This window comes from Alkalicoccus chagannorensis DSM 18086 (assembly GCF_000429725.1).
Taxonomy (GTDB): domain Bacteria; phylum Bacillota; class Bacilli; order Bacillales; family Salisediminibacteriaceae; genus Alkalicoccus; species Alkalicoccus chagannorensis.
Genome location: NZ_AUCK01000004.1, coordinates 72319 through 93630, shown reverse-complemented (window position 1 = coordinate 93630; position 21312 = coordinate 72319). Strand labels below are relative to the sequence as shown.

General features: G+C 49.9%; 25 protein-coding genes and 2 riboswitches. Of the genes, 20 read left to right on the top strand and 5 right to left on the bottom strand.

Annotation, left to right across the window (positions count from 1 at the left end; translation table 11 throughout):
* On the top strand, positions 1–516 hold the full coding sequence (locus G477_RS0103080) for a hypothetical protein (protein ID WP_026696696.1): 516 nt from the start codon (positions 1–3) through the stop codon (positions 514–516).
* 43 nt (positions 517–559) lie between these two features.
* Here the strand turns inward: G477_RS0103080 and G477_RS0103075 are convergent, their stop codons facing one another.
* Entirely contained in the window at positions 560–745 is a 186-nt protein-coding gene (locus tag G477_RS0103075; RefSeq protein WP_026696695.1) for a DUF2759 domain-containing protein, read from the bottom strand.
* A 169-nt stretch (positions 746–914) separates the two neighbouring features.
* Between G477_RS0103075 and G477_RS0103070 the strand changes: the two genes are divergently transcribed.
* A complete protein-coding gene (locus G477_RS0103070; RefSeq protein ID WP_026696694.1) occupies positions 915–1547 on the top strand; it encodes an MBL fold metallo-hydrolase in 633 nt (210 codons plus the stop codon).
* Positions 1548–1594: 47 nt separating this feature from the next.
* Here the strand turns inward: G477_RS0103070 and G477_RS0103065 are convergent, their stop codons facing one another.
* The gene (locus G477_RS0103065; protein WP_026696693.1) at positions 1595–1837 is read right to left on the bottom strand and encodes a DUF2626 domain-containing protein; all 243 of its coding nucleotides are present in this window, start codon (positions 1835–1837) and stop codon (positions 1595–1597) included.
* A 238-nt stretch (positions 1838–2075) separates the two neighbouring features.
* Here G477_RS0103065 and G477_RS0103060 point away from each other — a divergent pair, with 238 nt between their 5' ends.
* The 12 genes from G477_RS0103060 to gcvPB all read left to right on the top strand — a co-directional run bounded on the left by G477_RS0103060 (position 2076) and on the right by gcvPB (position 11924).
* Positions 2076–2525 carry a YtxH domain-containing protein gene (locus G477_RS0103060; protein WP_026696692.1) on the top strand — a complete coding sequence of 150 codons (450 nt, stop codon included), beginning with the start codon at positions 2076–2078 and terminating at the stop codon, positions 2523–2525.
* 512 nt (positions 2526–3037) lie between these two features.
* Positions 3038–4105, top strand: coding sequence for a competence type IV pilus ATPase ComGA (gene comGA / locus G477_RS0103050; RefSeq protein ID WP_026696691.1), 1068 nt, complete (start codon positions 3038–3040; stop codon positions 4103–4105).
* Positions 4102–5124, top strand: coding sequence for a competence type IV pilus assembly protein ComGB (comGB, locus tag G477_RS0103045; protein WP_026696690.1), 1023 nt, complete (start codon positions 4102–4104; stop codon positions 5122–5124). Before comGA ends, comGB begins: the two co-directional genes overlap by 4 nt.
* A 96-nt stretch (positions 5125–5220) precedes the next feature.
* A complete protein-coding gene (gene comGC, locus G477_RS0103040; protein WP_026696689.1) occupies positions 5221–5532 on the top strand; it encodes a competence type IV pilus major pilin ComGC in 312 nt (103 codons plus the stop codon).
* Positions 5532–5963, top strand: coding sequence for a hypothetical protein (locus tag G477_RS18545; protein WP_035211051.1), 432 nt, complete (start codon positions 5532–5534; stop codon positions 5961–5963). Before comGC ends, G477_RS18545 begins: the two co-directional genes overlap by 1 nt.
* The gene (locus G477_RS0103030) at positions 5911–6261 is read left to right on the top strand and encodes a hypothetical protein (protein WP_156897269.1); all 351 of its coding nucleotides are present in this window, start codon (positions 5911–5913) and stop codon (positions 6259–6261) included. The genes G477_RS18545 and G477_RS0103030 overlap by 53 nt, the downstream gene beginning before the upstream one ends.
* Positions 6209–6688 (top strand): competence type IV pilus minor pilin ComGF, encoded by a 480-nt coding sequence (comGF, locus tag G477_RS0103025; RefSeq protein WP_170203817.1) that lies wholly within the window; start codon positions 6209–6211, stop codon positions 6686–6688. Before G477_RS0103030 ends, comGF begins: the two co-directional genes overlap by 53 nt.
* The gene (locus G477_RS0103020) at positions 6685–7056 is read left to right on the top strand and encodes a hypothetical protein (RefSeq protein WP_026696686.1); all 372 of its coding nucleotides are present in this window, start codon (positions 6685–6687) and stop codon (positions 7054–7056) included. The genes comGF and G477_RS0103020 overlap by 4 nt, the downstream gene beginning before the upstream one ends.
* 1 nt (position 7057) lies before the next feature.
* A complete protein-coding gene (locus G477_RS0103015) occupies positions 7058–7552 on the top strand; it encodes a shikimate kinase (protein ID WP_026696685.1) in 495 nt (164 codons plus the stop codon).
* A 72-nt stretch (positions 7553–7624) separates the two neighbouring features.
* A riboswitch (glycine riboswitch) is annotated at positions 7625–7713 on the top strand.
* Between the two features lie 3 nt (positions 7714–7716).
* A riboswitch (glycine riboswitch) is annotated at positions 7717–7796 on the top strand.
* A gap of 215 nt (positions 7797–8011) precedes the next feature.
* Positions 8012–9097 (top strand): glycine cleavage system aminomethyltransferase GcvT, encoded by a 1086-nt coding sequence (gcvT, locus tag G477_RS0103005; RefSeq protein WP_026696683.1) that lies wholly within the window; start codon positions 8012–8014, stop codon positions 9095–9097.
* A 14-nt stretch (positions 9098–9111) separates the two neighbouring features.
* Positions 9112–10458 (top strand): aminomethyl-transferring glycine dehydrogenase subunit GcvPA, encoded by a 1347-nt coding sequence (gcvPA, locus tag G477_RS0103000; RefSeq protein WP_026696682.1) that lies wholly within the window; start codon positions 9112–9114, stop codon positions 10456–10458.
* Positions 10455–11924, top strand: a complete 1470-nt coding sequence (gcvPB, locus tag G477_RS0102995; RefSeq protein ID WP_026696681.1) for an aminomethyl-transferring glycine dehydrogenase subunit GcvPB — start codon at positions 10455–10457, stop codon at positions 11922–11924. Before gcvPA ends, gcvPB begins: the two co-directional genes overlap by 4 nt.
* A 375-nt stretch (positions 11925–12299) precedes the next feature.
* On the opposite strand, the gene G477_RS0102985 is transcribed toward gcvPB, so the two are convergent.
* Entirely contained in the window at positions 12300–12677 is a 378-nt protein-coding gene (locus tag G477_RS0102985; RefSeq protein ID WP_026696679.1) for a rhodanese-like domain-containing protein, read from the bottom strand.
* A 138-nt stretch (positions 12678–12815) separates the two neighbouring features.
* Between G477_RS0102985 and G477_RS0102980 the strand changes: the two genes are divergently transcribed.
* The 3 genes from G477_RS0102980 to mntR all read left to right on the top strand — a co-directional run bounded on the left by G477_RS0102980 (position 12816) and on the right by mntR (position 17455).
* The gene (locus tag G477_RS0102980) at positions 12816–13652 is read left to right on the top strand and encodes a lipoate--protein ligase family protein (RefSeq protein WP_026696678.1); all 837 of its coding nucleotides are present in this window, start codon (positions 12816–12818) and stop codon (positions 13650–13652) included.
* A gap of 279 nt (positions 13653–13931) precedes the next feature.
* On the top strand, positions 13932–16484 hold the full coding sequence (locus tag G477_RS0102975; protein ID WP_156897276.1) for a vitamin B12-dependent ribonucleotide reductase: 2553 nt from the start codon (positions 13932–13934) through the stop codon (positions 16482–16484).
* 545 nt (positions 16485–17029) lie between these two features.
* Positions 17030–17455, top strand: coding sequence for a transcriptional regulator MntR (mntR, locus tag G477_RS0102970; protein ID WP_026696676.1), 426 nt, complete (start codon positions 17030–17032; stop codon positions 17453–17455).
* 279 nt (positions 17456–17734) lie between these two features.
* On the opposite strand, the gene G477_RS0102965 is transcribed toward mntR, so the two are convergent.
* Both G477_RS0102965 and G477_RS20415 read right to left on the bottom strand, forming a co-directional pair.
* Positions 17735–18553, bottom strand: coding sequence for a hypothetical protein (locus tag G477_RS0102965; RefSeq protein WP_026696675.1), 819 nt, complete (start codon positions 18551–18553; stop codon positions 17735–17737).
* Positions 18554–18625: 72 nt separating this feature from the next.
* On the bottom strand, positions 18626–19021 hold the full coding sequence (locus G477_RS20415; protein ID WP_051287632.1) for a hypothetical protein: 396 nt from the start codon (positions 19019–19021) through the stop codon (positions 18626–18628).
* A gap of 211 nt (positions 19022–19232) precedes the next feature.
* On the opposite strand from G477_RS20415, the gene aroQ reads away from it, so the two are divergent.
* From aroQ to efp, 3 genes are read left to right on the top strand one after another with little or no spacing between them, the layout of a single operon-like run.
* Complete coding sequence (gene aroQ, locus G477_RS0102955; protein WP_026696674.1) at positions 19233–19664, top strand: type II 3-dehydroquinate dehydratase; 432 nt, start codon at positions 19233–19235, stop codon at positions 19662–19664.
* Entirely contained in the window at positions 19661–20728 is a 1068-nt protein-coding gene (locus tag G477_RS0102950; protein ID WP_035211047.1) for a M24 family metallopeptidase, read from the top strand. Before aroQ ends, G477_RS0102950 begins: the two co-directional genes overlap by 4 nt.
* A gap of 18 nt (positions 20729–20746) precedes the next feature.
* Positions 20747–21304, top strand: a complete 558-nt coding sequence (gene efp, locus G477_RS0102945; RefSeq protein ID WP_026696672.1) for an elongation factor P — start codon at positions 20747–20749, stop codon at positions 21302–21304.
* Positions 21305–21312: the final 8 nt, after the last annotated feature.

Here is a 21312-nt window from a genome sequence, read left to right as displayed (position 1 = left end):
ATGAAAGGAAATTGGACGGTAGTGCTGCTGCCTTTAGCTGTGATGGCCGGCCTCTTCATCTTCGGATACTTCACTCTGCAGGAGAATACTGCTGAGATGACGAACGCTGATCTTCAGGAGGAAATGATGCTGGAGATGCAGGAGCAGCAGCTGGAATGGGAATGGGAAACGCAGCCGCAGGACGGGGTCATTGGCGATAATTATATTGAAATTGTGACGGAGGATACTGAACTTGTTGATGATCTGTCGGTGGCCCTATACTATGCCAATGAAGCGATAGAGTCGGAGCACGAGGTGTTCCTGACAGAGGATGGTGTCGCTGCTGCGTATCCAACGTATATTGATAATGAGATTACAGCCGGGGCAATCGGCGAAGCGGTCTGGGAGCAGAGTGGGGTCGAATCGGTCCGGATGTATCATACGTGGGCTCAGGCTGAACCGGAAGAAGGAGCAGATCTCGCAGAGGAGCTGGAGGATCAAATCAGCGGCTACTACTGGGTACAGGAGGCGGAATAAGAATAAGGCAGCGGTTGTAAAACCGCTGCCTTGCGTCAGGCCGTCAGGCGACGACGCCTCCTCCATCAGTGAAGATGACACCAATGATGGTACGGATGGAGAACCATCCAAAAACTGCGACAGAGACAAAGGCAAAGCCGGCTCCGAAGAAGTTTTTGCGCTTCGCTTCCTTAATAAGCCCAAACAGAGATAAAATTGTAACACCTAATGTAATAAGACCAAGAAACAATGGGCTACCTCCTTTGCATTGGAATACAGATATGAATTAACTGCTCCGCGATACGGATGCTTTCTCGTTTATTTTACTGTGTTTTATTCAGAATGTCGAGTAGGAGATACTAGAAAGAATAAGGAAGTACAAAATTGTGAACAAACCATGACGAAAGGTGGTAATCGGATTGAAAATCGAAAAGCTGCCCCTCGGTCCACTTCAAACAAACGGATACCTGCTCGTGCAAGGAAAAGAGGCGGTAATGATCGATCCCGGCGGTGGTGCCGGCGAGCTGATCCAGTATACAAAGGATTACGACGTAACCGCCATTCTGCTTACGCATGCCCATTTTGATCATATCGGAGCACTTGAGGAGGTAAGAAAAGAATGGAACTGTCCAGTATATATGCACGCAGAGGAGGCCTCCTGGCTGGAGGATCCTCAGAAAAACGGCTCGGGTGTCTTCCCCGGAATTGAAGCCGTCCGCTGTTCTCCGCCGGAGCATGTGATCGTTGAAGAAGGGCCGCTGCATGTTGGTTCGTTTCGCTTTGACGTGATGTACACTCCGGGTCATTCTCCCGGCAGCATTTCCTTTTATCTGGAAGAGGAAAACATCGTGTTCAGCGGAGATGTTCTGTTCCGGGGCGGGGTAGGCCGCACGGATTTATATGGTGGAAGTGAGGAAGTGCTCCTGGAGAGTATTCACAGCAGGCTTCTTCCGCTCCCGGAGGATACCATCGTTGCCAATGGCCACGGACCGGAGACCACTGTTGGTTCGGAAAAAGAGACGAATCCCTTTATTAACGGGTTTGGATGGTAAAAAACCGGCTGTCCCGAGATGTCATCTCGGGACAGCCGGTTTCTCAATTAATGGCCGAATCCTGGCTGCATAATAAAAGTGCTGTAATACGTGAAACCTACAAAGAACACAGTTAAGTATGCGCCAAAGATATACACATATGCACGTTCGGACAGCTTAAGATAGCTGAGTGCTATAAACACGGCTGTCTGGGCGAAAAAGAGGATTGATGCTTCCAGCATATCACCGACGAGAAAAAGTACAGCAAATATTCCTGTCCAGAAACCGAGTACTCGGTACATCCGCTCCATAATGTCCCCTCCTTTGAAATATGTAGCTGATGATCAGAATGATATAAAGTTCACCTTATTATAAATCGAAAACGGTTCATTTGTAAACTGAAGTCCACAGGAATGAACGATTAATCGATAAGTTGTGACAAAAAAATGGCGGGGGAAAAAAACTTCGGTTTATTTTCTCTTAAAAGAAGGAATATCAAATTGTATGAAGAATTATATACATACAGACTAAAAAGGAGATGTGATTGACATGAGCAGCATGAACACGAAAGATTTTATTCTCGGAACCGCTGTAGGAGCCCTCGTAGGAGCGGCAGCAGCTGTCCTGATGACGCCTAAGTCCGGAACGGAAGTCCGCGGTACGATTAACGAAAGAGCGGGTGCAGTAGCAGATCGGACAGCCGAGTGGACGAGCACAGCTAAAGATAAGAGCAATGAATATTCCCAGCTCGCACGTGAAAAAGCAGAAGATCTTACGAGTGCAGCAAAAGACCAGGTAGAACGAATTACCGACAAAACATCAAACGTGACGAACAAGGCAACAGAAATGGGCGAAGACCTTGCTGCGGACGTCCGTGAAATCATGGAGACGGAAAAGTCAGAAGGACGTAAACTTGCGAAGCAAGTGGTTCAGGAAATCGAAGAAACGAAAGAGCGACTGAAAAAAGACGTAGAAGCGTTGAAAGAAGAAGAAAAGTAAGTCTGGCTTTCTGACGATGATGAACATCGTCGGCACGATGGTGCCTGCCTTATTTATAGCTCAGCCGTCTTCGGCTGTGGAAGAGCTGTCTCTGCGGAGGCAGCTCTTTTTTTTAGAAGTATAGGAATGTATTAGTTTTCATACAGGACGACGGCGTAGCCGGCTGCACGGGAAGCATGAAGAACCTATGCTTCCCTCAAAGAACCTGCGGTACAGGCCGTTCCGGCCGAAAGGCGCTCCGCGCTCTCCATCATGTCCATACAGAAGCGCTGGCTCTGAAAGTGCAGACCGTATCCAGAGGTTAAAAAGCGGGGAGGGACTGCTTCCCCTCACCGGGGTGGGTCATTCCTGCCATTCGTTGAAGGAATGGCCCTTTTCGAAAAAAATATTGTTTTTGTACAAAAAAATAAAAAAAGAAGCAGGAGAATGAAGAAGCAATGGCGAATATATGTTCTTGTAAGAGCTTTTACATACGGGATTGATCACCCCGCGCTTACAAAGGAGCGTGATGTATGGACGTTGTTGCTAAGTTTCATCAGCTTATTAAAGAAGCTGTCAGTATGCAGGCCTCTGATCTTCACCTGCTGACCGAAGCGGATAATGTGAGAGTCCGATTACGTGTTGACGGCAGGTTAATGGATATGGAAAGGCTGACAATCAGCACAGGAAGAAAATTAATATCACACATGAAGTTCAGTGCCGGAATGGACATCGGAGAGCGGAGACGTCCCCAGAATAAACGTCTCGAACTAAATATCGGAAGCCGAACACTGTATGCCAGAATGTCCACGTTTCCCTCAGCGATGCTCGAGACAGTCGTAGTTCGGATCTTTCCCTATGATACGTCTCGTGAAATGAAAGAACTCGCATTATTTCCTTCGCAGATTGATTCCCTTCAGAAATTGATTCTCAGTCCTCACGGGTTGGTGCTCTTATGCGGGCCGACCGGGGCTGGGAAAACCACTACCTTATATTCCATGCTGCAGGAACGACTAAAAAATTCATCCGAAAACATTATGACACTGGAGGATCCTGTTGAACGAAAACAGGATGGACTGCTCCAGATGGAGATCAATGAAAAAGCAGGGGTGACCTATGCCGCTGCACTTCGAAGCCTGCTCAGGCATGATCCCGATGTGATCGTTATAGGAGAGATTAGAGACGAGGAAACAGCTGCGTCAGCTGTTAAAGCTGCGATGAGCGGTCATCTTGTTGTATCCTCCCTTCATTCTGCAACTGCTGCCGGTGCACTGCGGCGGATGCTGGATCTTGGAACAGATCCCGCAGACCTTCGGGAAGTGCTCTACGGTATTGCTGCACAGAAACTTGTGGATACGGCCTGTCCGTTCTGCTCCGGAGCCTGTTCTATTCATTGTAAAAAAAGAAGGACGAGCAGAAGAAAAGCATTGTATGAAATTTTAATGGAAGAGGAACTGCAGCTCTGCTTCAACCAACTTCACGACCATCACCGTCAAGAACTGCCGGTGAAAAATTTTCGACACCTTCTCCAGCGCGGCGTCGCGCTCGGGTTTATCAGTGAAGGAGACAGCAGCCGAATCAGCAGGAATGCCCGCTTATGACCAATCCGTTCAAGCATGACGGGGAGCGTGGACGTTTTCTGATTGAGCTGGGAGGTCTTCTCGAGCAGGGATATGAACTGAGAGAGGCTGTACTGCTGCAGCAGACGTTCTATCATGGTCCTGCAGCTGCATGGCTGGATGATGCTTATGCTGAACTCGAAAAGGGTGAGCTGCTGTCCGACCAGCTTGTAGAAGCCGGATTTTCCGGGGAGACAGTCAGTTTTTTAAGAATGATGGAGCTTTTCGGCTCGTTTTACAGCAGCATCCAGCAGGCCGGCCGGCTTCTTGAGCAGAAGTACCGGCAGCAGCGGGAGCTGCGGCAGGTACTCTATTACCCCATGTTTCTCATCCTCGGTGCTGTCGTGCTGGCAGCTGCTTTCACGGAGGGGATCCTGCCAAGATTCCAGCAGTTTTATGATGCACTGGGGACAGAGCTGCCAGCCGTGACGAGGTGGATGATCTTCATCGTGGAGTGGGTCAGGCTTCCATTTCTGCTGTCAGCAGCAGCATTGGCTGTGATGATTTATTTTCGGATGAAAAACAAATCACCCGCCGAGCGGTATCGTCTTTACTTCCGGCTTCCGCTGCTCCATCGCTATATCCGCCTTCTGCTGACGTATTATTTCACTGCTCAGCTGTCTCCGCTGCTGCAGAATGGACTGACGCTCCAGGAGGCTTTAAAAGCGGTACAAAAAGAGGCATCACTTGCTTTTTTTCGGCTTGAAGCAGAGATTTATCAGCAGCGGCTGGAACAGGGAGAAGAATTCTCCGATGTTCTGCGTACGAGAAACTGGTATCTGGAAGAGCTTCCTGCTGTATGGGAATATGGCGAGCTCCGGGGAGATACCGGAAGAGAAATCGGCACATACTCCAGCTACTTGTTTAACAAACTGAAAGAGCAGACGTCCAATGCGGTCAACATGATTCAGCCGGCGGCCTTTCTCGCAGCAGGAGCGGTAGTGTTAGTTCTTTTTCTATCGATGATGCTGCCGGTGTTTTCCATGATGCAGTCGATTTGACGATCGTGCTGCGGCAGATGTAGACGGAGATTCTGCCTGAATTCAGCAGTACCGGCTGATCCTTTTGCCGGAAATCTAAAAGAAAAGAGTGGTTGCATGCGGCATCTATTAAAAAACAAGCGGGGATTTACATTGATTGAAGTCATGGTGGTGATGGTGATCATCTCCATCCTGCTTCTTGTTTTCATACCAAACCTGACAAAAAATCAGTCTGTCGTTAATTCGAAGAGCTGTGAAGCTGTACTGGAACTCGTAGAAGCTCAGGCGCTCGCTTATCACGTGGATCATAATCAATTCGCAGACAGTACTGAAACACTGAAGACGGAAGGCTATATCGACCGCAGTGACTGTCCGGATGGAGGAAGCATTCAGCTTAACGGGTTGAATGCCTCCTCGGAAACGCAGTAATGCGTAACTGCAGAGGTGCTGCACTGCTGGAAGTGATGGCCGCGCTGGTCATCACGGCCGCAGCGGCAGGAATAGGAATCCTGTCAGCTGAGAAAGTCATGCATGTAAATCAGGCCGAAGTCAATCTACGGGTCCTGCTTGACGACCTGCACATGCTGCAGCTGGAAGCGATGCGGACACATAAGCACATGGTTGTGCAGTTTCATGGGAATGGAAGCTACAGCGCTTACATAGAGAATGAGCTTGTGTTCTCCAGAGATCCGGCCTATCCGATGTCCTTCCGGCCGGGCACCTTGTCCGGAGCGAGTGTCGTCTTTCGGTCTAACGGGAACATTCCGCAGTTTGGAACGATGAAGATCAGCACAGGGGGCAGAGAATATGAGCTCGTATTTCAGATCGGACGAGGACGGTTCTACATCCGGGAGTCATGAGTCAGGCTACGTGATGCTGGAAGTGCTCGGAAGTCTCTTTATCCTTCTTTTGTTTCTCGGCTTCTGCTTAAGTATCTTCGTTTTTCTGCTTCAGGAAAAACAAGGGCACGCTGAAAACGGGGAGATGATGCAGATCCTCTATGAAGAAGCGGGGAAAAACAAGCCGTTGACCGGAGAAATTGCCGGAGACATCGGTACGTATCAGGGGGTGACCCGCTATGGCGGAGAAGTGGTGGAAATCTGTCTTGCCAGTACACGAACAGAGACAGAACGATGTCTCCCGCTGCGCTTTGAATAACAATCGTGGTTTTCTTCTGCTGGAGGCAATGGCGTCTCTCATGGTTATGTTCGTTGTTTTGATTTTGTTTGTGTCACTCTATACTTTCTGGGTGGAAAGCCGGCCGGATACAGGGAGATTTTCGGAAAAAGAAATGATGGTATTTTCCAGACAGCTCGAAGCGGAAGTTCAGCAGGCTTCATCTTTTCACATCATGAACCAGGGACGGACGATCGTGATGCGCGTCGGCCGCTCCAATATCTCGTATGAAATGTATCAGGATAAAATCAGAAGACGTGTAAATCAGACCGGACATGAAGTTGTGCTGCAGCACGTGGACCTTGTGCAGTATGAGGCCCTGCTGCATGATGTTCGAGTTGAGATCACAGCCGGGGGTACGGTTCACACAACCGTTATTGGATTTCCGGCAAGGAGGGCACTGCCTTGAGAAGATCAGAGGGTGGTTTTATTCTGCTGTCAGTCATGCTGCTCGTATTCTGTCTGAGTGCCTGGCTGCTGTATCTGATGACAGATCATCAGCATCGTGTGGAGCTTCAGCAGCATGACCAGGAACATTATGTTGAGAGGCAGCTGTTATGGGCGGGGGCAGCTTCTGCGATCAAAAACAGGGAAACGGGTTTTTCTTCGGAATATGAAGGCAGACCCATTTACGCTGACAGCGCTCTGGAGACGGATGGCTTGTGGCGTATTCAACTGGAAATGGACGGACCGCTCTATACATTGACAGCCTCTTTTCTATATAATGAGGAAACAGAACGGATCACGGAATGGCATGAAGACAAAAAGGGGGGATAGTGTGAAAGAACCGATTTACTTAACAGGCTTTATGGGCGTCGGGAAAACAACCGTCGGCGGTGTGCTGGCTGAAAAGCTGGGGCGTAAATTGATTGATCTGGATCAGTATATCGAAAAGAAAGACGGGCGCGAAATTCCGGCAATCTTTCAGGAGAGTGGAGAGGAAGCGTTCCGCCTGCTGGAGCTTGACGCGGTGAGGGAACTCCGGACGGAGCCGCATGTGATTGCAACGGGCGGCGGCGTCGTGGAAACGTCCGATGTAAGGATGGAGATGAAAACCTCAGGAACAGTTATTTTCCTCGAGGCACCTTTCGATACGTTATTTCAACGAATTGAAGGAGATGAAACCCGTCCCCTTACAAAAGAGGGACAGACAGCCCTCAAGGAACGTTATGAACGAAGACTCCCGCTTTATCAAGAAGCAGATGTGATCATATCTACTGAAAACCGAACGCCGAGAGAGACAGCAGATGAGATCATTCGGTTCATCCGCTGAAAAACACTTGCGGCGCTGAATTTGCAGGTGGTATGATGTAGATGAAAACGCATCAGCAGCTGAATAAAGCGAATGACAGCAGGGGGAGAGCACGGCTGAGCCGTCACCGAAGGAGCAAGCGATTACGTGAATCTCTCAGGTACAGGGACTCCTGTTCGACGCATCTCTGGAAAGTCTGAAAAGACAGACACCGATGGGGAAACCTGCCAGCAGGCTAGGGAAACTCTCAGGTAACAGGACAGGGGCAGACGGATGTTTTCCGTATGCCCCTGTCTTTTTTTACAGGCCGGAAATGGTTCAACGGCTCGTTGAAGGAAACGGCAGCTCCGTTCACTGCGCGAAAAGAGCCTGGAGCATCAACACGTATCAGGAGCAGGCTGCAACTCCGCATGCGGCTCTGATTCAAAAGGCGCAACGCGCGTTTGTTCGGCTGTTCTATCATTCAGGAGGTGTCTGAAAATGGGGAATAAAACACCGCTCCATCCGTTGTACGAACAGTATGGAGCAAAGGTGATCGACTTCGGAGGTTGGGACCTTCCAGTCCAGTTCAGCTCTATTAAAGAAGAACACCATGCCGTCAGAACGAAAGCCGGCTTGTTCGATGTATCTCACATGGGAGAAATACGCATAACCGGCGAAGACACGATTCCATTTCTGCAGCGGCTGTTGACCAACGACCTCGCTAAAGTGAAGCATGGTCAGTGCCAGTACACGGTGCTCTGTTATGAAGACGGAGGCACGGTGGATGATCTCGTGCTGTATAAGACGGCAGATGATGATGTGCTGCTGATTGTTAATGCGGCGAATACGGCCAAAAACGAGGAATGGATCCGCTCCAACTTGAAGGAGGAGCAGGTGCACATCGCAAATGAGTCAGATGAAACGGCTCAGCTCGCTGTTCAAGGGCCGGAAGCAGAAGAAATACTGCAGCAGCTGACCGGGACGAACCTTCAGGATATCGGATTTTTTCGTTTTCAGTCCAATGTAGACATGGACGGCGCGTCTGTCCTCATTTCGAGAACGGGGTATACGGGCGAGGATGGGTTTGAAATCTACTGTCGTCCGGAAGATGCTCCTGGATTATGGAAAACGCTCGTTGCAGCAGGTGCCCGGCCGATCGGTCTCGGTGCAAGAGATACGCTCCGCTTTGAGGCGCGCCTTGCTCTCTATGGGCAGGAGCTCTCCCGGGATATTACTCCGATTGAAGCCGGTATCGGGTTCGCCGTGAAGCCAGGGAAAGGCATCACGTTTATTGGGGAGGAAGTCCTCCGTGAACAAAAAGAGAACGGGCCTTCCAGGAAGCTTGCAGGTATTGAAATGGTTGATAAAGCGATCCCGAGACACGGGTACGACGTTTTTCATAACGGAGAACCAGTCGGATTTGTAACGTCCGGCACCCAGTCTCCAACGCTTGGGAAGAACGTCGGGCTTGCTCTGATCGACAGCGGCCTTAAAGAGATGGGAACCGAGGTGGAAGTGGAAATACGAGGGAAGAGAAAACGAGCTGTAGTAACAGCTACCCCGTTTTATCAAAGGAATAAATAGAGAGGATGACCAACATGAGTGAATTCCGCTATCTCCCTATGACCGAGGAAGACCAGCAGGAGATGCTGCAGACGATTGGCGTAGATCAGCTGGAGGATCTGTTTGCGGACGTTCCGGATGATGTCAAATTCCAGGGACAGCTGGAGATCGAACCAGCCCTGCACGAAACAGCACTGATGAAAGAAATGAACCGTCTTGCAGGTAGAAACGTGAATATCAAAGATTATCCATCTTTCCTTGGTGCGGGTGTGTATGAACACTATATCCCATCTGTCGTCAATCATATGCTGCTTCGATCTGAATTCTTCACTGCCTACACGCCGTACCAGCCTGAAATCTCGCAGGGGGAACTGCAGGGGATTTTTGAATTTCAGACGATGATCTGTGAGCTGACAGGAATGGATATAGCCAATAGTTCGATGTATGACGGTCCGACTGCTCTGACGGAAGCGGCAATGATGAGCTGTGGCGTGAACAAGAAAAAAGAGATCCTCGTTTCCCGCGCTGTCCATCCAGAATCCCTGGAAGTGCTGAAAACCAACGCGGCCGGACAGAATCTGCACGTTATCGAAGTAGAGGAGAAAGACGGGCTTACCGATATGGACGATCTGGAAGCGAAATATTCTGAGAATACGGCCTGCGTTGTTATGCAGTATCCGAACTTTTTCGGGCAGCTGGAAGATCTGGAACGCGCAGAAACGACAGCACATCAGTCGAAAAGCCACTTCATTGTTTCATCGAACCCACTGAGTCTTGGTATCCTGCAGCCGCCTGGAGAATTCGGGGCAGATGTGGTTGTCGGTGATGCACAGCCGTTTGGTATTCCTACACAGCTTGGCGGACCACACTGCGGTTATTTTGCGGTTACCAAAAAATTAATGAGAAAAGTTCCGGGCAGACTTGTGGGTCAGACTACGGACGAAAACGGAGAACGTGGTTTTGTGCTGACTCTGCAGGCGCGCGAACAGCACATCCGACGCGATAAAGCTACAAGTAATATCTGCTCGAACCAGGCGCTGAATGCTTTGGCTGCTTCGATTACGATGAGCGCCCTCGGTAAATATGGACTCGAAGAAGTAGCGGAACAGAACCTGCAGAAAGCGCATTACGCCGCTGGTGTGCTTCAGGATGCAGGATTTGAATTAGAAACGGACAAACTGTTTTTTAATGAATTTGTTGTCCGCCTGGATACACCGGCTGCAGAAGTGAATGAACGACTCATGGAAAAAGGATTTATCGGAGGGCTGGATCTCGGCCGATTCTACGAAAACCGTCGTCATGACATGCTCCTTGCGGTGACAGAGCTCCGCACGAAAGAAGAAATTGATGCATTCGCATCAGCATTGGAGGAATCTGTATGACAACCAATGGACAGCCGCTCATTTTTGAATACAGTCGTGAAGGCCGGCGGGGTCACAGCCTTCCGGAGCTCGATATCGATAAAAAGGACGACCTGCTGCCGGCCGCACTGCGGCGGAAGAAGAAAGCGGACCTTCCTCAAGTATCCGAACTTCAGCTCGTTCGTCACTACACGGCTCTTTCCCGGCGCAACCATGGCGTCGATTCCGGCTTTTATCCGCTAGGCTCATGTACCATGAAATACAATCCGAAAGTAAATGAAGACGTAGCAAGGCTCCCAGGGTTTGCCCACCTGCACCCATATCAGCCGGAAGGACAGATTCAGGGTGCGCTGGAGCTGATGTATAAGCTGCAGCGGTCGCTTGAAGCCGTTACAGGAATGGATCAGGTCACACTTCAACCGGCTGCTGGTGCTCATGGAGAATGGACGGGTCTCATGCTGATCCGTGCTTTCCATGAAGCAAATGGGGATACTGGAAGAACAAAAGTGATTGTTCCGGATTCTGCCCACGGAACAAATCCAGCTTCCGCGGTCGTTGCCGGATTCGAGGCGGTGACCGTACGCTCCACCGAAGAAGGACTTGTAGACCTGGATCATCTTCGTGAGCTTACAGGGGACGATACGGCAGCGTTGATGCTGACAAATCCGAACACACTCGGTCTTTTTGAGCGTCAGATTACGGAAATGGCAGATATCATTCACGGCGCCGGTGGAAAACTGTACTATGATGGAGCGAATTCCAATGCGATTCTCGGCATGACACGGCCGGGGGATATGGGATTCGACGTTGTACACCTGAATCTGCACAAAACGTTCACCACTCCGCACGGCGGGGGAGGTCCTGGTTCCGGCCCTGTAGGAGTGAAGCAGGATCTCGTGCCATACCTGCCTGCGCCGGTAGTACAGGAAAAAGAAGGAACGTTTTTCTTCAACTGGGACTTCCCTGCAAGCATTGGCCGGGTGAAGCCTTATTACGGAAACTTCGGTATAAACGTGCGCGCATACACGTATATCCGAACGATGGGACCGGAAGGGCTGCGGCAGGTATCCAGGCAGGCTGTGCTGAATGCCAATTACATGCTCCGTCGTTTGGAGCCGTATTTTGACGCACCGTATAAGCAGCACTGTAAGCACGAATTCGTGCTCTCAGGAAGCCGCCAGAAAAAGCTTGGGGTCCGCACACTGGACATGGCGAAACGACTGCTTGATTTCGGCTATCATCCTCCGACTATCTACTTCCCGATCAACGTGGAAGAATGCCTGATGATCGAACCGACGGAAACCGAATCCAAAGAGACTCTCGATGAGTTTTGTGATGCGATGATACAAATTGCGAAGGAAGCAGAAGACACACCAGAAGTTGTACAGGAAGCACCTCATCACACCGTGCTGGGACGTCTTGATGAAACGACGGCCGCACGAAAACCGGTGCTCAGATACGAGAAACAAGAAGCTGTCACAACATGATAGTAAGCAAAAAAGCGCCCAGGGCCGTTATTCGGCCCTGGGCGCTTTTTCCCTTTGACAGGGATGAATTCGTCGTTGAAGGGTTGTTCACGTTCCTTGAGAAACACCGCAGCAGCTCAGCAGACGTCCGACTGCTCTTGCTTCGTTCTGTACCGGTACAAAAGAAAAGGATCTCTGTTTCAGGAGCCGTTATTTCAACCGGGAGGTACAAGTGCGCGGCGTTGTGTGGAGATGACCGCGGAAAACAAAGCAGGTGCTGGCCAGAGGTCCTCACCTCCACTGCTGTGGAAACGGAGCCTTTCTTACATAGAAGCCCGGCTGCTGCCGGCATACGGGAAATGAAGCTTCGCGCTGCAGGTTGTCGTGTGAAGCCCTTTATTTCTTTTTAATTTTGCCGCTCCATTTTTTGAAGCCGCCTTTCAGCATGGCAATTTCTTCAGGCTGTCGCTTTTTTTGAATAATTTTTGCTGCCTGAATGGAGCGGGATCCGTTCTGGCAGTAAATATAGACCGGGGTGTCGGGCCGAATCTCTTCTATGCGCATCTTCAGCTGACTCAGCGGGAGGTTGCGTGCACCGAGAATGTGACCGGTTTTGAATTCACGTTCTTCCCGGACATCCAGCAGCTGTGCCTTGCGGTAATTTTTCGTAAATTCTTCCTGTGTTAATGTCTTTAAATACTTCGGTTTCTTTAACCTGAAAAGCAGCAGGGCAAGCAGTGCTGCTGTTAATAGCAAAAGTATCCACCAGCTCATCGTGACACTCCTTTTTTCGATTTACATGCATCATTTTAAATGATATACCTTAATAATGAATTGTGCAATCCTCTGCGGCTTATCTTTTGCCGCTTTGTCTACCTGTCAGGTAAAATGATAGCTGATGGAAGGAGAATGATGATGACTTCAGAATGGTATTACCTCGATTCCGGCGCCCAGCGCCCGGAGTATAATATGGCCATGGATGAAAAATTAATGGAATGGCACCGCAATGGAGAAATTCCACCGGTTGTACGCTTTTACGAATGGGCACCTGCCTCTCTCTCTCTCGGCTACTTTCAGCGGATTCACCGGGATATTGATCTGGAAGCAGTAAAACGCCATCAAGCCGGGCTGGTCAGAAGGCCGACCGGCGGCCGCGCCGTGCTGCACGAGGATGAACTGACCTACAGTGTCATCGTTGAAGAAAGCTATCCCGGCATCCCGCAGGGGGTAACGGAAGCGTACCGTGTGCTCTCCGAAGGATTGTTAAAAGGATTCCGCAGCCTCGGTCTTGATGCAGACTTCTCGATTCCAAGAACAGAGGAGGAAAAAGAAGCGCTTAAGAATCCACGTTCAGCTGTCTGTTTTGATGCACCATCCTGGTACGAGATGGTAGTCGAAGGCCGGAAAATCGCCGGTAGTGCTCAGACCCGGCAGAAAGGCGTTGTCCTGCAGCACGGCTCGCTCATTCGCACGATCGATGCCGACAAACTTTTCGATATGTTTCAGTTTCCAGATCAGAGAGTACGTGACAGAATGCAGCAGGGGTTCTATAAAAAAGCAACGCCGCTCGGGGATCTGATGGAAGAACTTGCTGACATGGAAACGATGAAAGCACACTTCCGGCGCGGATTTGAAGAGGCACTCGGTGTCTCGTTGAAAACGTGGACGCCTGATAAAAAACAGGAAGAAGAAGTCCTGCAGCTTGCAGAAGAAAAGTACGCTGCTCAGGCCTGGACAGAAAAATATTAACCGGCACCAGAGAGGGCGGAAGATTTTCTGCTCTCTTTTTCCTGAGCTGACGCCGCTTCGCAATGTGTCAATACTCGGAGGAAAAAAATAGTCGTTTACAGAGTCTGTGTCAGGGTATAAAATAAACGAAGATAACAATATATTGAGCAAATTGTTGAAGGTGACCCTATATATAGTGTGTGAAAGGCAGTGTCTACAGGGCGGTGCGCTTTTGCCGGCGCTCCGGCAAGTCCCTCATTCAACATTTTGTGCAAAGGAGCGAGTCAAGTGACAACATTTATGTCCAGTAAAAACATTGATGCCGATCAGCTGAACCGAGATATTGAGCATTTCCCGCAGGTGTTTCCCGTTACAGAGGACATGCACCGCACGCAGAGTGGCGTTTCCCGTCTGGTCATGCTGGACCGCTATACATTCAAAGATACAGAGAAGAAAACGCTGAAAAGCGGTGACTTCGTTGTTTTAACCGTAAAACCTGACCCGAAATTTCCTGCACGTGGATTCGGCTTCGTTACAGAAGTGGACTGGGACCACGACGAGGTTTACGTCTCCGTCGATGAAGAATTCACCGCCATGCTGGAAGGTAAGGAAAAAGAGACGGGGATCGTCAAGCGTACGACCGCTACGATCGACAAACCGCTCGAGATTTTCTATGAGCAGATTGCACTGCGGAATGCTCGGGGCCTGGCATCGGTCGAGAAAACCGAAGAGAAGAAGCAGGAAGCGTTCGATCAGTTTTATCATGAGCTGGTGAATATGAATTTTGTGCCTGCCGGGAGAGTGCTGTATGGAGCTGGCGCGGAAACGGACGTTACCTACTTCAACTGTTATGTGATGCCGTTTGTTGAAGACTCCCGTGAGGGCATTTCTGATCACCGTAAACAGGTGATGGAGATTATGAGCCGTGGCGGCGGAGTCGGTACCAATGGTTCTACCCTGCGCCCACGTAACGCACTGGCACGGGGGGTAAACGGAAAATCCTCCGGCTCGGTTTCCTGGCTGGATGATATAGCGAAGCTGACGCACCTGGTGGAACAGGGCGGTTCCCGAAGAGGTGCGCAGATGATCATGCTGGCGGACTGGCATCCGGATGTTCTCGAGTTTATCGTTTCCAAGATGCAGAACCCGAGAATCCTCCGCTACCTGCTGGAACAGTCGGAAGACGAGCAGATCCGCAGTCTTATCAGCGAAAAATTGAAATTCACTCCGCTCACCGAGCTGGAGGAGGCGATGTATCAGAGCATCGCGAATTATAAGCATATTGAAGGCCAGGGCGGCTTTGATCCGAAGGTAATCCGGGAAGCGGAACAGAAACTCCGTGACGGCGGCACATATCAGGTCAACAATCCGGAGTTCCTGACAGGTGCGAACATTTCGGTATGTATTACGGATGATTTCATGAAAGCAGTTGAAGAAGATGCGTCTTATGAACTTCGTTTTCCGGACGTGGAAAGTTACACAGAAGCTGAGATGGACGCCTACAACCGGGAATGGACCGAATATGGTGACGTCCGGGAATGGCAGGCGCTCGGCTTTGCGGTAAAGACGCACCGTACTATTCAGGCCCGCGAACTCTGGAATCTTATTAATATCTGCGCCACCTATTCAGCAGAGCCGGGAATCTTCTTCATTGATAATGCCAACGAGATGACCAACGCGAGCGCCTACGGACAAAAGGTTGTTGCAACGAATCCGTGCGGGGAACAGCCGCTTGCTCCATACTCGGTCTGTAACCTTGCCGCTGTAAACCTTGCCGAAATGGCGGACCATACGAATAAAGTAGTCGACTTCGACAAACTGGCAGCGACTGTTGCAACGGGCGTACGCATGCAGGATAACGTCATCGATGCGACGCCGTATTTTCTGGAAGAGAACACGAAGCAGGCACTCGGTGAACGCCGCGTAGGACTCGGCGTGATGGGCCTGCATGATCTGCTGATTGAAACAGAAACCGTCTATGGATCCGATGAAGGAAACGAGCTGGTGGATCAAATCTTCGAAACGATTGCAACGACCGCTTACCGCACATCGATTGACCTTGCTGAAGAAAAAGGCGGGTTCCCATTCCTCGAAGGCAGCAGCACCGAAGAAACGGAACACTTGAGACAGCAGTTTATCAGCACGGGATACATGGAGAAAATGCCGCAGGATATCAAAGACGGCGTGCTCCGTCACGGTATCCGCAACTCGCACCTTCTGACCGTGGCACCAACAGGGTCTACGGGGACGATGGTAGGGGTCTCCACCGGCTTGGAACCGTACTTCTCCTTTTCTTATTTCCGAAGTGGACGGCTCGGCAAATTCATCGAAGTGAAAGCCGAAATCCTGCAGCGCTACCTTGAAGATCATCCGGAGCAGGACCCGGAAAATCCTCCGGAGTGGTTTATCTCCAGCATGGATCTGTCGCCGGAAGCACACGCAGACGTCCAGTGCGTGATTCAAAAATGGGTCGACAGCTCGTTGAGTAAGACCGTCAACGCTCCGAAAGGCTATACGGTCGATCAGGTCAAGTCCGTATACGAACGCCTCTACAACGGCGGGGCGAAAGGCGGCACGGTCTATGTTGACGGAAGCCGTGATTCTCAGGTGCTGACACTGAAAGCAGAAGAAAACGATGAATATACTGTAGACCTGACAGGCGGTGAAGAACCGGATGAAACAAGACAGCCTGTTGTGCTTGTTGAATCAATCGCTGACCTTCGATCCACTTCTGTTAATTACGGAAGTGAAGTAGGTGATACTTGTCCTGTCTGCCGCCAGGGAACCGTTGAAGACATCGGCGGTTGTAATACGTGTACGAACTGCAGTGCACAGCTGAAGTGTGGTCTGTAAATACGAAAAGAAAATCATTTAGAAATCAATAACGAGCGGACAATTCTCACATGGATTGTCCGCTCGTTATTTTACGTGATAAGAATGTAGACGTTTTGATGCAGGGTGACGGCGGCTGCGCGGGAAATAGGAAGCCCTACCCTCAAAGAACCTGCGGTACACACCGTTCCGACCAATGGGCGCTTTTGTTCTGCCTTCGTAGAATGCAATAAGATGTTATAACAGGATGAGAGCGGCTTCGCACGCGGCAGGGGAGAATGAAAAGCCGATGCTTCTCTCCAGGCAGGAACCGGTGGTACAAGAAGTTTCAGTCTACACGGACTTAGTGTGTTGGATCGATAGGTGTAGACGATCTCCGAGAGCTGAGGCTTCGCGTATGGATTCTCATCACCTGGAGCGACAACGCACAACCGGAGTTCTTTCAAGCTGGAAGGGTCCAACAGAGATAAAAGGGAAGTTGTTTCTGTTTCTGATTGGATGGCAGGAAGCGATTCTGCTGTGCTAGAATGGAAGGCAGAAGGAATTTGAGTCTGGAGGAAGTATGCATGCCGACGCCAAGTATGGAAGATTATTTAGAGAGAATTTATCAGCTCATAGATGAAAAAGGATATGCACGGGTATCGGATATTGCAGATGCTTTGGAAGTGCATCCCTCCTCAGTAACGAAAATGGTTCAGAAGCTGGATGCCAGTGAATACTTGATATACGAAAAGTACCGCGGGCTTGTTCTGACTTCCAAAGGGAAAAAAATCGGAAAGCGGCTCGTCTACCGGCATGAATTACTCGAGGAATTCATGAGAATGATCGGCGTCGACGAATCACGCATTTACAAAGATGTTGAAGGCATTGAACACCATTTAAGCTGGGAAGCGATAGATCGAATCGGCGATCTTCTTCAGTATTTTGAAGAAGAGGATGGTCGGATTGAAGCACTCCGCGAAGTGCAGCGGAAGCAGGAAGAATCGGGCTGAGCCCAGCGCAGCAGTTCATCCCGACAGAACAGGAACAGGCCTTCCACAGCAAAGCTGACGATCCAGGTACAAACAGCCTATGCAAATCATGTACTGGCCTGCAATGCAAGCTGTCGCTTTAGACGAGGTGGGCACTATGCAATCCGGGAAAGCCGGTCATCGAGTCTCATATGGAAAGAGCACGCCGGAGGTGAACATTTCCGGCGTGCTTTTATGCGTGGAACATCATTTGTCTGCCTGCAGACCGGGACAGCTGGTTGCTACAAACATCCTTATCCCTTAAAATCGCCGAGTTGAATGATGAAAAACCTGTTCCCGGTTTCCGAATTGTTCATACAGCTGCGAGACGATCATCATAAAAGGCACAATGAGTGTGATCCACAATCCGGTGAAGACGCCGGTGATGAGCTCCCCCGTCATAAACCCTTCAAAAGCAGGGCGTACGCCGGCCATAACAAAGATAATGCCGGCCGCTCCGACAGCAAAACAGATGAATTTGGAGCGCCGCCGGGTCTGCTCGAGGTTCATCCGGATCTTATACTGTTCCAGGGTTGCTCCGACCCCAATTCCAAGCAGCAGCCCCGGCAGAAGAAGAAAGTACTCCTGTGGATAAATCAGCAGGCTGAGGAAAAAAGGCAGAATGATGGCCAGCAGGAACAGGTAGAGATCCGGCATCGCCCCAATCCATTCGAGACTATGGTAGTAGGTGTAGCTGATAAAACCTCCTATCAGGATTCCGCCGGCGATCGTAAAGGCCGGCACTCCCTGAACGAGGAGATAAAACATACTGACGACTGCAGGAGAAGCGACGCAGAGGGACGTCTGCAGCCTTGTCCGGCAGAGCGGGAGAAGGAAGGAAAAGAGCGTTACCGTGGCCTGGACATGCGGGTGCGTGACAGGAACATTCTCATTTCCTAAGTCCAGATACGGAAAATACATGACGATAATATAACTCAACGTCAAAGAGACGACCGTCAAATATAAGAGTTGAAATCCAGCCCGTTTATCGAGCCCCCAGAAAATTCCTCCTGCTGTAGCAAGCCAAGCAATAAAAAGAATCTGAGAATAGATATTAATAAAAAAACCGGGATCCGTCATCATGCACCTCCCTGCCTTCAGCTGTCTGTCAGCCGATTTCTCTTTTGCAAACTAAAAGAAAAGAGCCGGGCTTTAAAACAGGGCGCGGCTCTTCTTCTTCATGTTTTTCTTTCCTTCAATGACAGTCAGCTTGACATCCGACTGTTTTTTCACCAGTGGTTTAGGCGCTTTTTTCTCCTGTTTCACCGGCTTGAGCTGTGTATTGGTGCGGCGTGCAGGTTTGCGCTGTTTTTGTTTCTGAGGCTGGGGCCGGCCGTTTTTGACGGGGACTTCAAAACCGGACTGCCGCTGCATCAGTTTAGGCTGGATGAATTTTCTAAAGAGCAGAAGAAGCAGGGTTACTACCCCGATAGTGACAAAAATACCAGTTATAAAGCCAACTGGATTTTGTACAAGGCTGAAAAGTATCCCGACTGCTGCGAGTCCCAGCACAACAATCAGAACAGGATGCAGTTTTCTGCTGGTCATTGCGGACACCTCCCGAATATAGTAGCAAGGCCTGGCTGGCGGGTAATCAAGAACAGGTGAAAGACACGATTATCTATAGCTATTGTACTTTTCTGTTCCCGTTTTTGGAAGTACTTACACCTCTATTTTGTCTTCATGGAAACTATCTTCTCCACTAGCCTTGTGATAAAATACAGACTGGAGCACAAAGCCATAAATGGATGGAGGCAGGATGATGCATATTCTGGTGATAAACGGCCCGAATCTGAATCTTCTAGGCAGACGCGAACCTAACGTCTACGGTTCGGAGACGCTAGAGGATTTAGAGATAATGCTGCAGCAGGAAGCAGAGGCACATGGGGTGAAAGTATCCTTCTTTCAGTCTAACCACGAGGGTGGACTCATCGACTGCCTGCATACGTTTGACGGCACAGCAGTGATCATGAATCCCGGAGCATTGACCCACTACAGCTATGCTTTGCGGGATGCTGTTGCGGGCATTGAAGCCCCGGTAGTCGAGGTACATATATCAAACGTGCACAGCAGAGAAGATTTCAGAACGATTTCTGTGACCGCCCCGGTCTGTATCGGACAGGTCAGCGGCTTCGGTTTTGAAAGCTATACTGCAGCACTCCATCAGCTCATAAGGAGGTTTGCACCATGACTCAGATTATTGAACAAATCCGCTCCGCTTCATCCGTGCAGAAAACGGACGCCTTTCTGATCCAGAGCGGCATCAACCGCAGGTATGTAACGGGATTTACAGGCACTGCCGGTGCGGTTCTGATTACGGAGAAACGGGCTTTTTTCATTACAGACTTCAGGTACACGAAGCAGGCTGAAGATCAAGTAAAAGGGTTCGAGATTGTGGAGCAAAAAGGTCTGCTCCTCGATACGGTTGCTTCTATCATAGAGGAAGAGGGCGTCAAGTCAATCGGTTTTGAAAAAGACCACGTCACCTACACCCAGTTTGAGCAGCTGCAGGAGAAGCTTTCATGCGAGCTCGTTCCCGTATCCGGTTTGATTGAGGAACTGAGAATGAAGAAATCCGGGCAGGAAATCGACGTGATCCAGGAAGCTGTTGATATCGCTGACCGTGCTTTTGATCATATCCAGGCTTATATCCGACCGGGGGCGCGCGAGATTGATATCTCAAATGAACTGGAATTTTTCATGCGCCGCGAGGGCGCTGTGTCCTCTTCCTTCGATATCATCGTCGCATCCGGCTGGCGTTCAGCGCTGCCGCATGGGGTTGCTTCGACCAAGCAGATCGGCCAAGGAGAGCTGGTCACCCTTGATTTTGGCGCCTACTATCAAGGGTACTGTTCCGACATAACAAGAACCGTGGCTGTCGGTGAGCCGGACAGCGGACTACGCAGTATTTATGATACCGTCCATCAGGCCCAGCTTACCTGTCTCGAAGGTTTGAAGCCGGGTATAACAGGTATCGAAGCGGACGCTCTGGCACGTGACTATATCACTGAAAAAGGATACGGCAGGTACTTCGGACATTCTACTGGTCACGGAATGGGCATGGAAGTTCATGAAGGACCGGGACTCTCATTCCGCTCCAGCAAGAAACTGGAGCCGGGTCACGTAGTAACGGTCGAGCCGGGCATTTACATCGAAGATACTGGCGGTACAAGAATCGAGGATGATGTCGTGATCACGGAAGAAGGATGCAGAATTCTTTCCAGATCGACAAAAGAACTTTTGATTTTAGAATAACAAAGGAGGACGTATAGTATGGTTTCAGTCAACGATTTTAAAACAGGCCTGACTATTGAAGTGGAAAACGACATCTGGCAGGTTATCGAGTTTCAGCATGTTAAGCCGGGCAAAGGCGCTGCCTTCGTTCGATCCAAGCTCCGTAATCTCCGCAGCGGCAATATTCAGGAGAAAACGTTCCGGGCCGGAGAAAAAGTAGAGAAGGCGCACATCGAGAATGCGAAAATGCAGTATCTATATGCAAATGGCGATGCACATGCATTTATGGATACGACCTCGTATGAACAAATCGAGATTCCTGAAAACCAAATGAAAGGCCAGCTTCAGTATTTGAAAGAAAACATGGAAGTCAGTATTCTCATGTACGGCGACGAGATTCTAGGGGTAGAGCCTCCACAGACAGTACAGCTCGAAGTAGTGGAAACAGATCCGGGAATTAAAGGAGATACGCAGTCCGGCGGATCAAAACCTGCTAAGCTGGAAACAGGCCTGACTGTTCAAGTACCTCTTTTTGTGAATCAGGGTGACAAACTGGTCATCGATACACGAGAAGGGAAATATGTATCAAGAGCGTAATTTGATTT

Coding starts and splice junctions, on each gene's coding strand:
- G477_RS0103030 (WP_156897269.1), top strand. CDS start 5,911: ATGAGCTCGTATTTCAGATCGGACGAGGACGGTTCTACATCCGGGAGT.
- G477_RS0102975 (WP_156897276.1), top strand. CDS start 13,932: ATGTCCAGTAAAAACATTGATGCCGATCAGCTGAACCGAGATATTGAG.
- efp (WP_026696672.1), top strand. CDS start 20,747: ATGGTTTCAGTCAACGATTTTAAAACAGGCCTGACTATTGAAGTGGAA.
- gcvPB (WP_026696681.1), top strand. CDS start 10,455: ATGACAACCAATGGACAGCCGCTCATTTTTGAATACAGTCGTGAAGGC.
- comGB (WP_026696690.1), top strand. CDS start 4,102: ATGACCAATCCGTTCAAGCATGACGGGGAGCGTGGACGTTTTCTGATT.
- G477_RS0103080 (WP_026696696.1), top strand. CDS start 1: ATGAAAGGAAATTGGACGGTAGTGCTGCTGCCTTTAGCTGTGATGGCC.
- G477_RS0103065 (WP_026696693.1), bottom strand. CDS start 1,837: ATGGAGCGGATGTACCGAGTACTCGGTTTCTGGACAGGAATATTTGCT.
- G477_RS0102985 (WP_026696679.1), bottom strand. CDS start 12,677: ATGAGCTGGTGGATACTTTTGCTATTAACAGCAGCACTGCTTGCCCTG.
- G477_RS18545 (WP_035211051.1), top strand. CDS start 5,532: ATGCGTAACTGCAGAGGTGCTGCACTGCTGGAAGTGATGGCCGCGCTG.
- comGA (WP_026696691.1), top strand. CDS start 3,038: ATGGACGTTGTTGCTAAGTTTCATCAGCTTATTAAAGAAGCTGTCAGT.
- G477_RS0103060 (WP_026696692.1), top strand. CDS start 2,076: ATGAGCAGCATGAACACGAAAGATTTTATTCTCGGAACCGCTGTAGGA.
- comGC (WP_026696689.1), top strand. CDS start 5,221: ATGCGGCATCTATTAAAAAACAAGCGGGGATTTACATTGATTGAAGTC.
- aroQ (WP_026696674.1), top strand. CDS start 19,233: ATGATGCATATTCTGGTGATAAACGGCCCGAATCTGAATCTTCTAGGC.
- gcvPA (WP_026696682.1), top strand. CDS start 9,112: ATGAGTGAATTCCGCTATCTCCCTATGACCGAGGAAGACCAGCAGGAG.
- gcvT (WP_026696683.1), top strand. CDS start 8,012: ATGGGGAATAAAACACCGCTCCATCCGTTGTACGAACAGTATGGAGCA.
- G477_RS20415 (WP_051287632.1), bottom strand. CDS start 19,021: ATGACCAGCAGAAAACTGCATCCTGTTCTGATTGTTGTGCTGGGACTC.
- G477_RS0102980 (WP_026696678.1), top strand. CDS start 12,816: ATGATGACTTCAGAATGGTATTACCTCGATTCCGGCGCCCAGCGCCCG.
- G477_RS0102965 (WP_026696675.1), bottom strand. CDS start 18,553: ATGACGGATCCCGGTTTTTTTATTAATATCTATTCTCAGATTCTTTTT.
- mntR (WP_026696676.1), top strand. CDS start 17,030: ATGCCGACGCCAAGTATGGAAGATTATTTAGAGAGAATTTATCAGCTC.
- G477_RS0102950 (WP_035211047.1), top strand. CDS start 19,661: ATGACTCAGATTATTGAACAAATCCGCTCCGCTTCATCCGTGCAGAAA.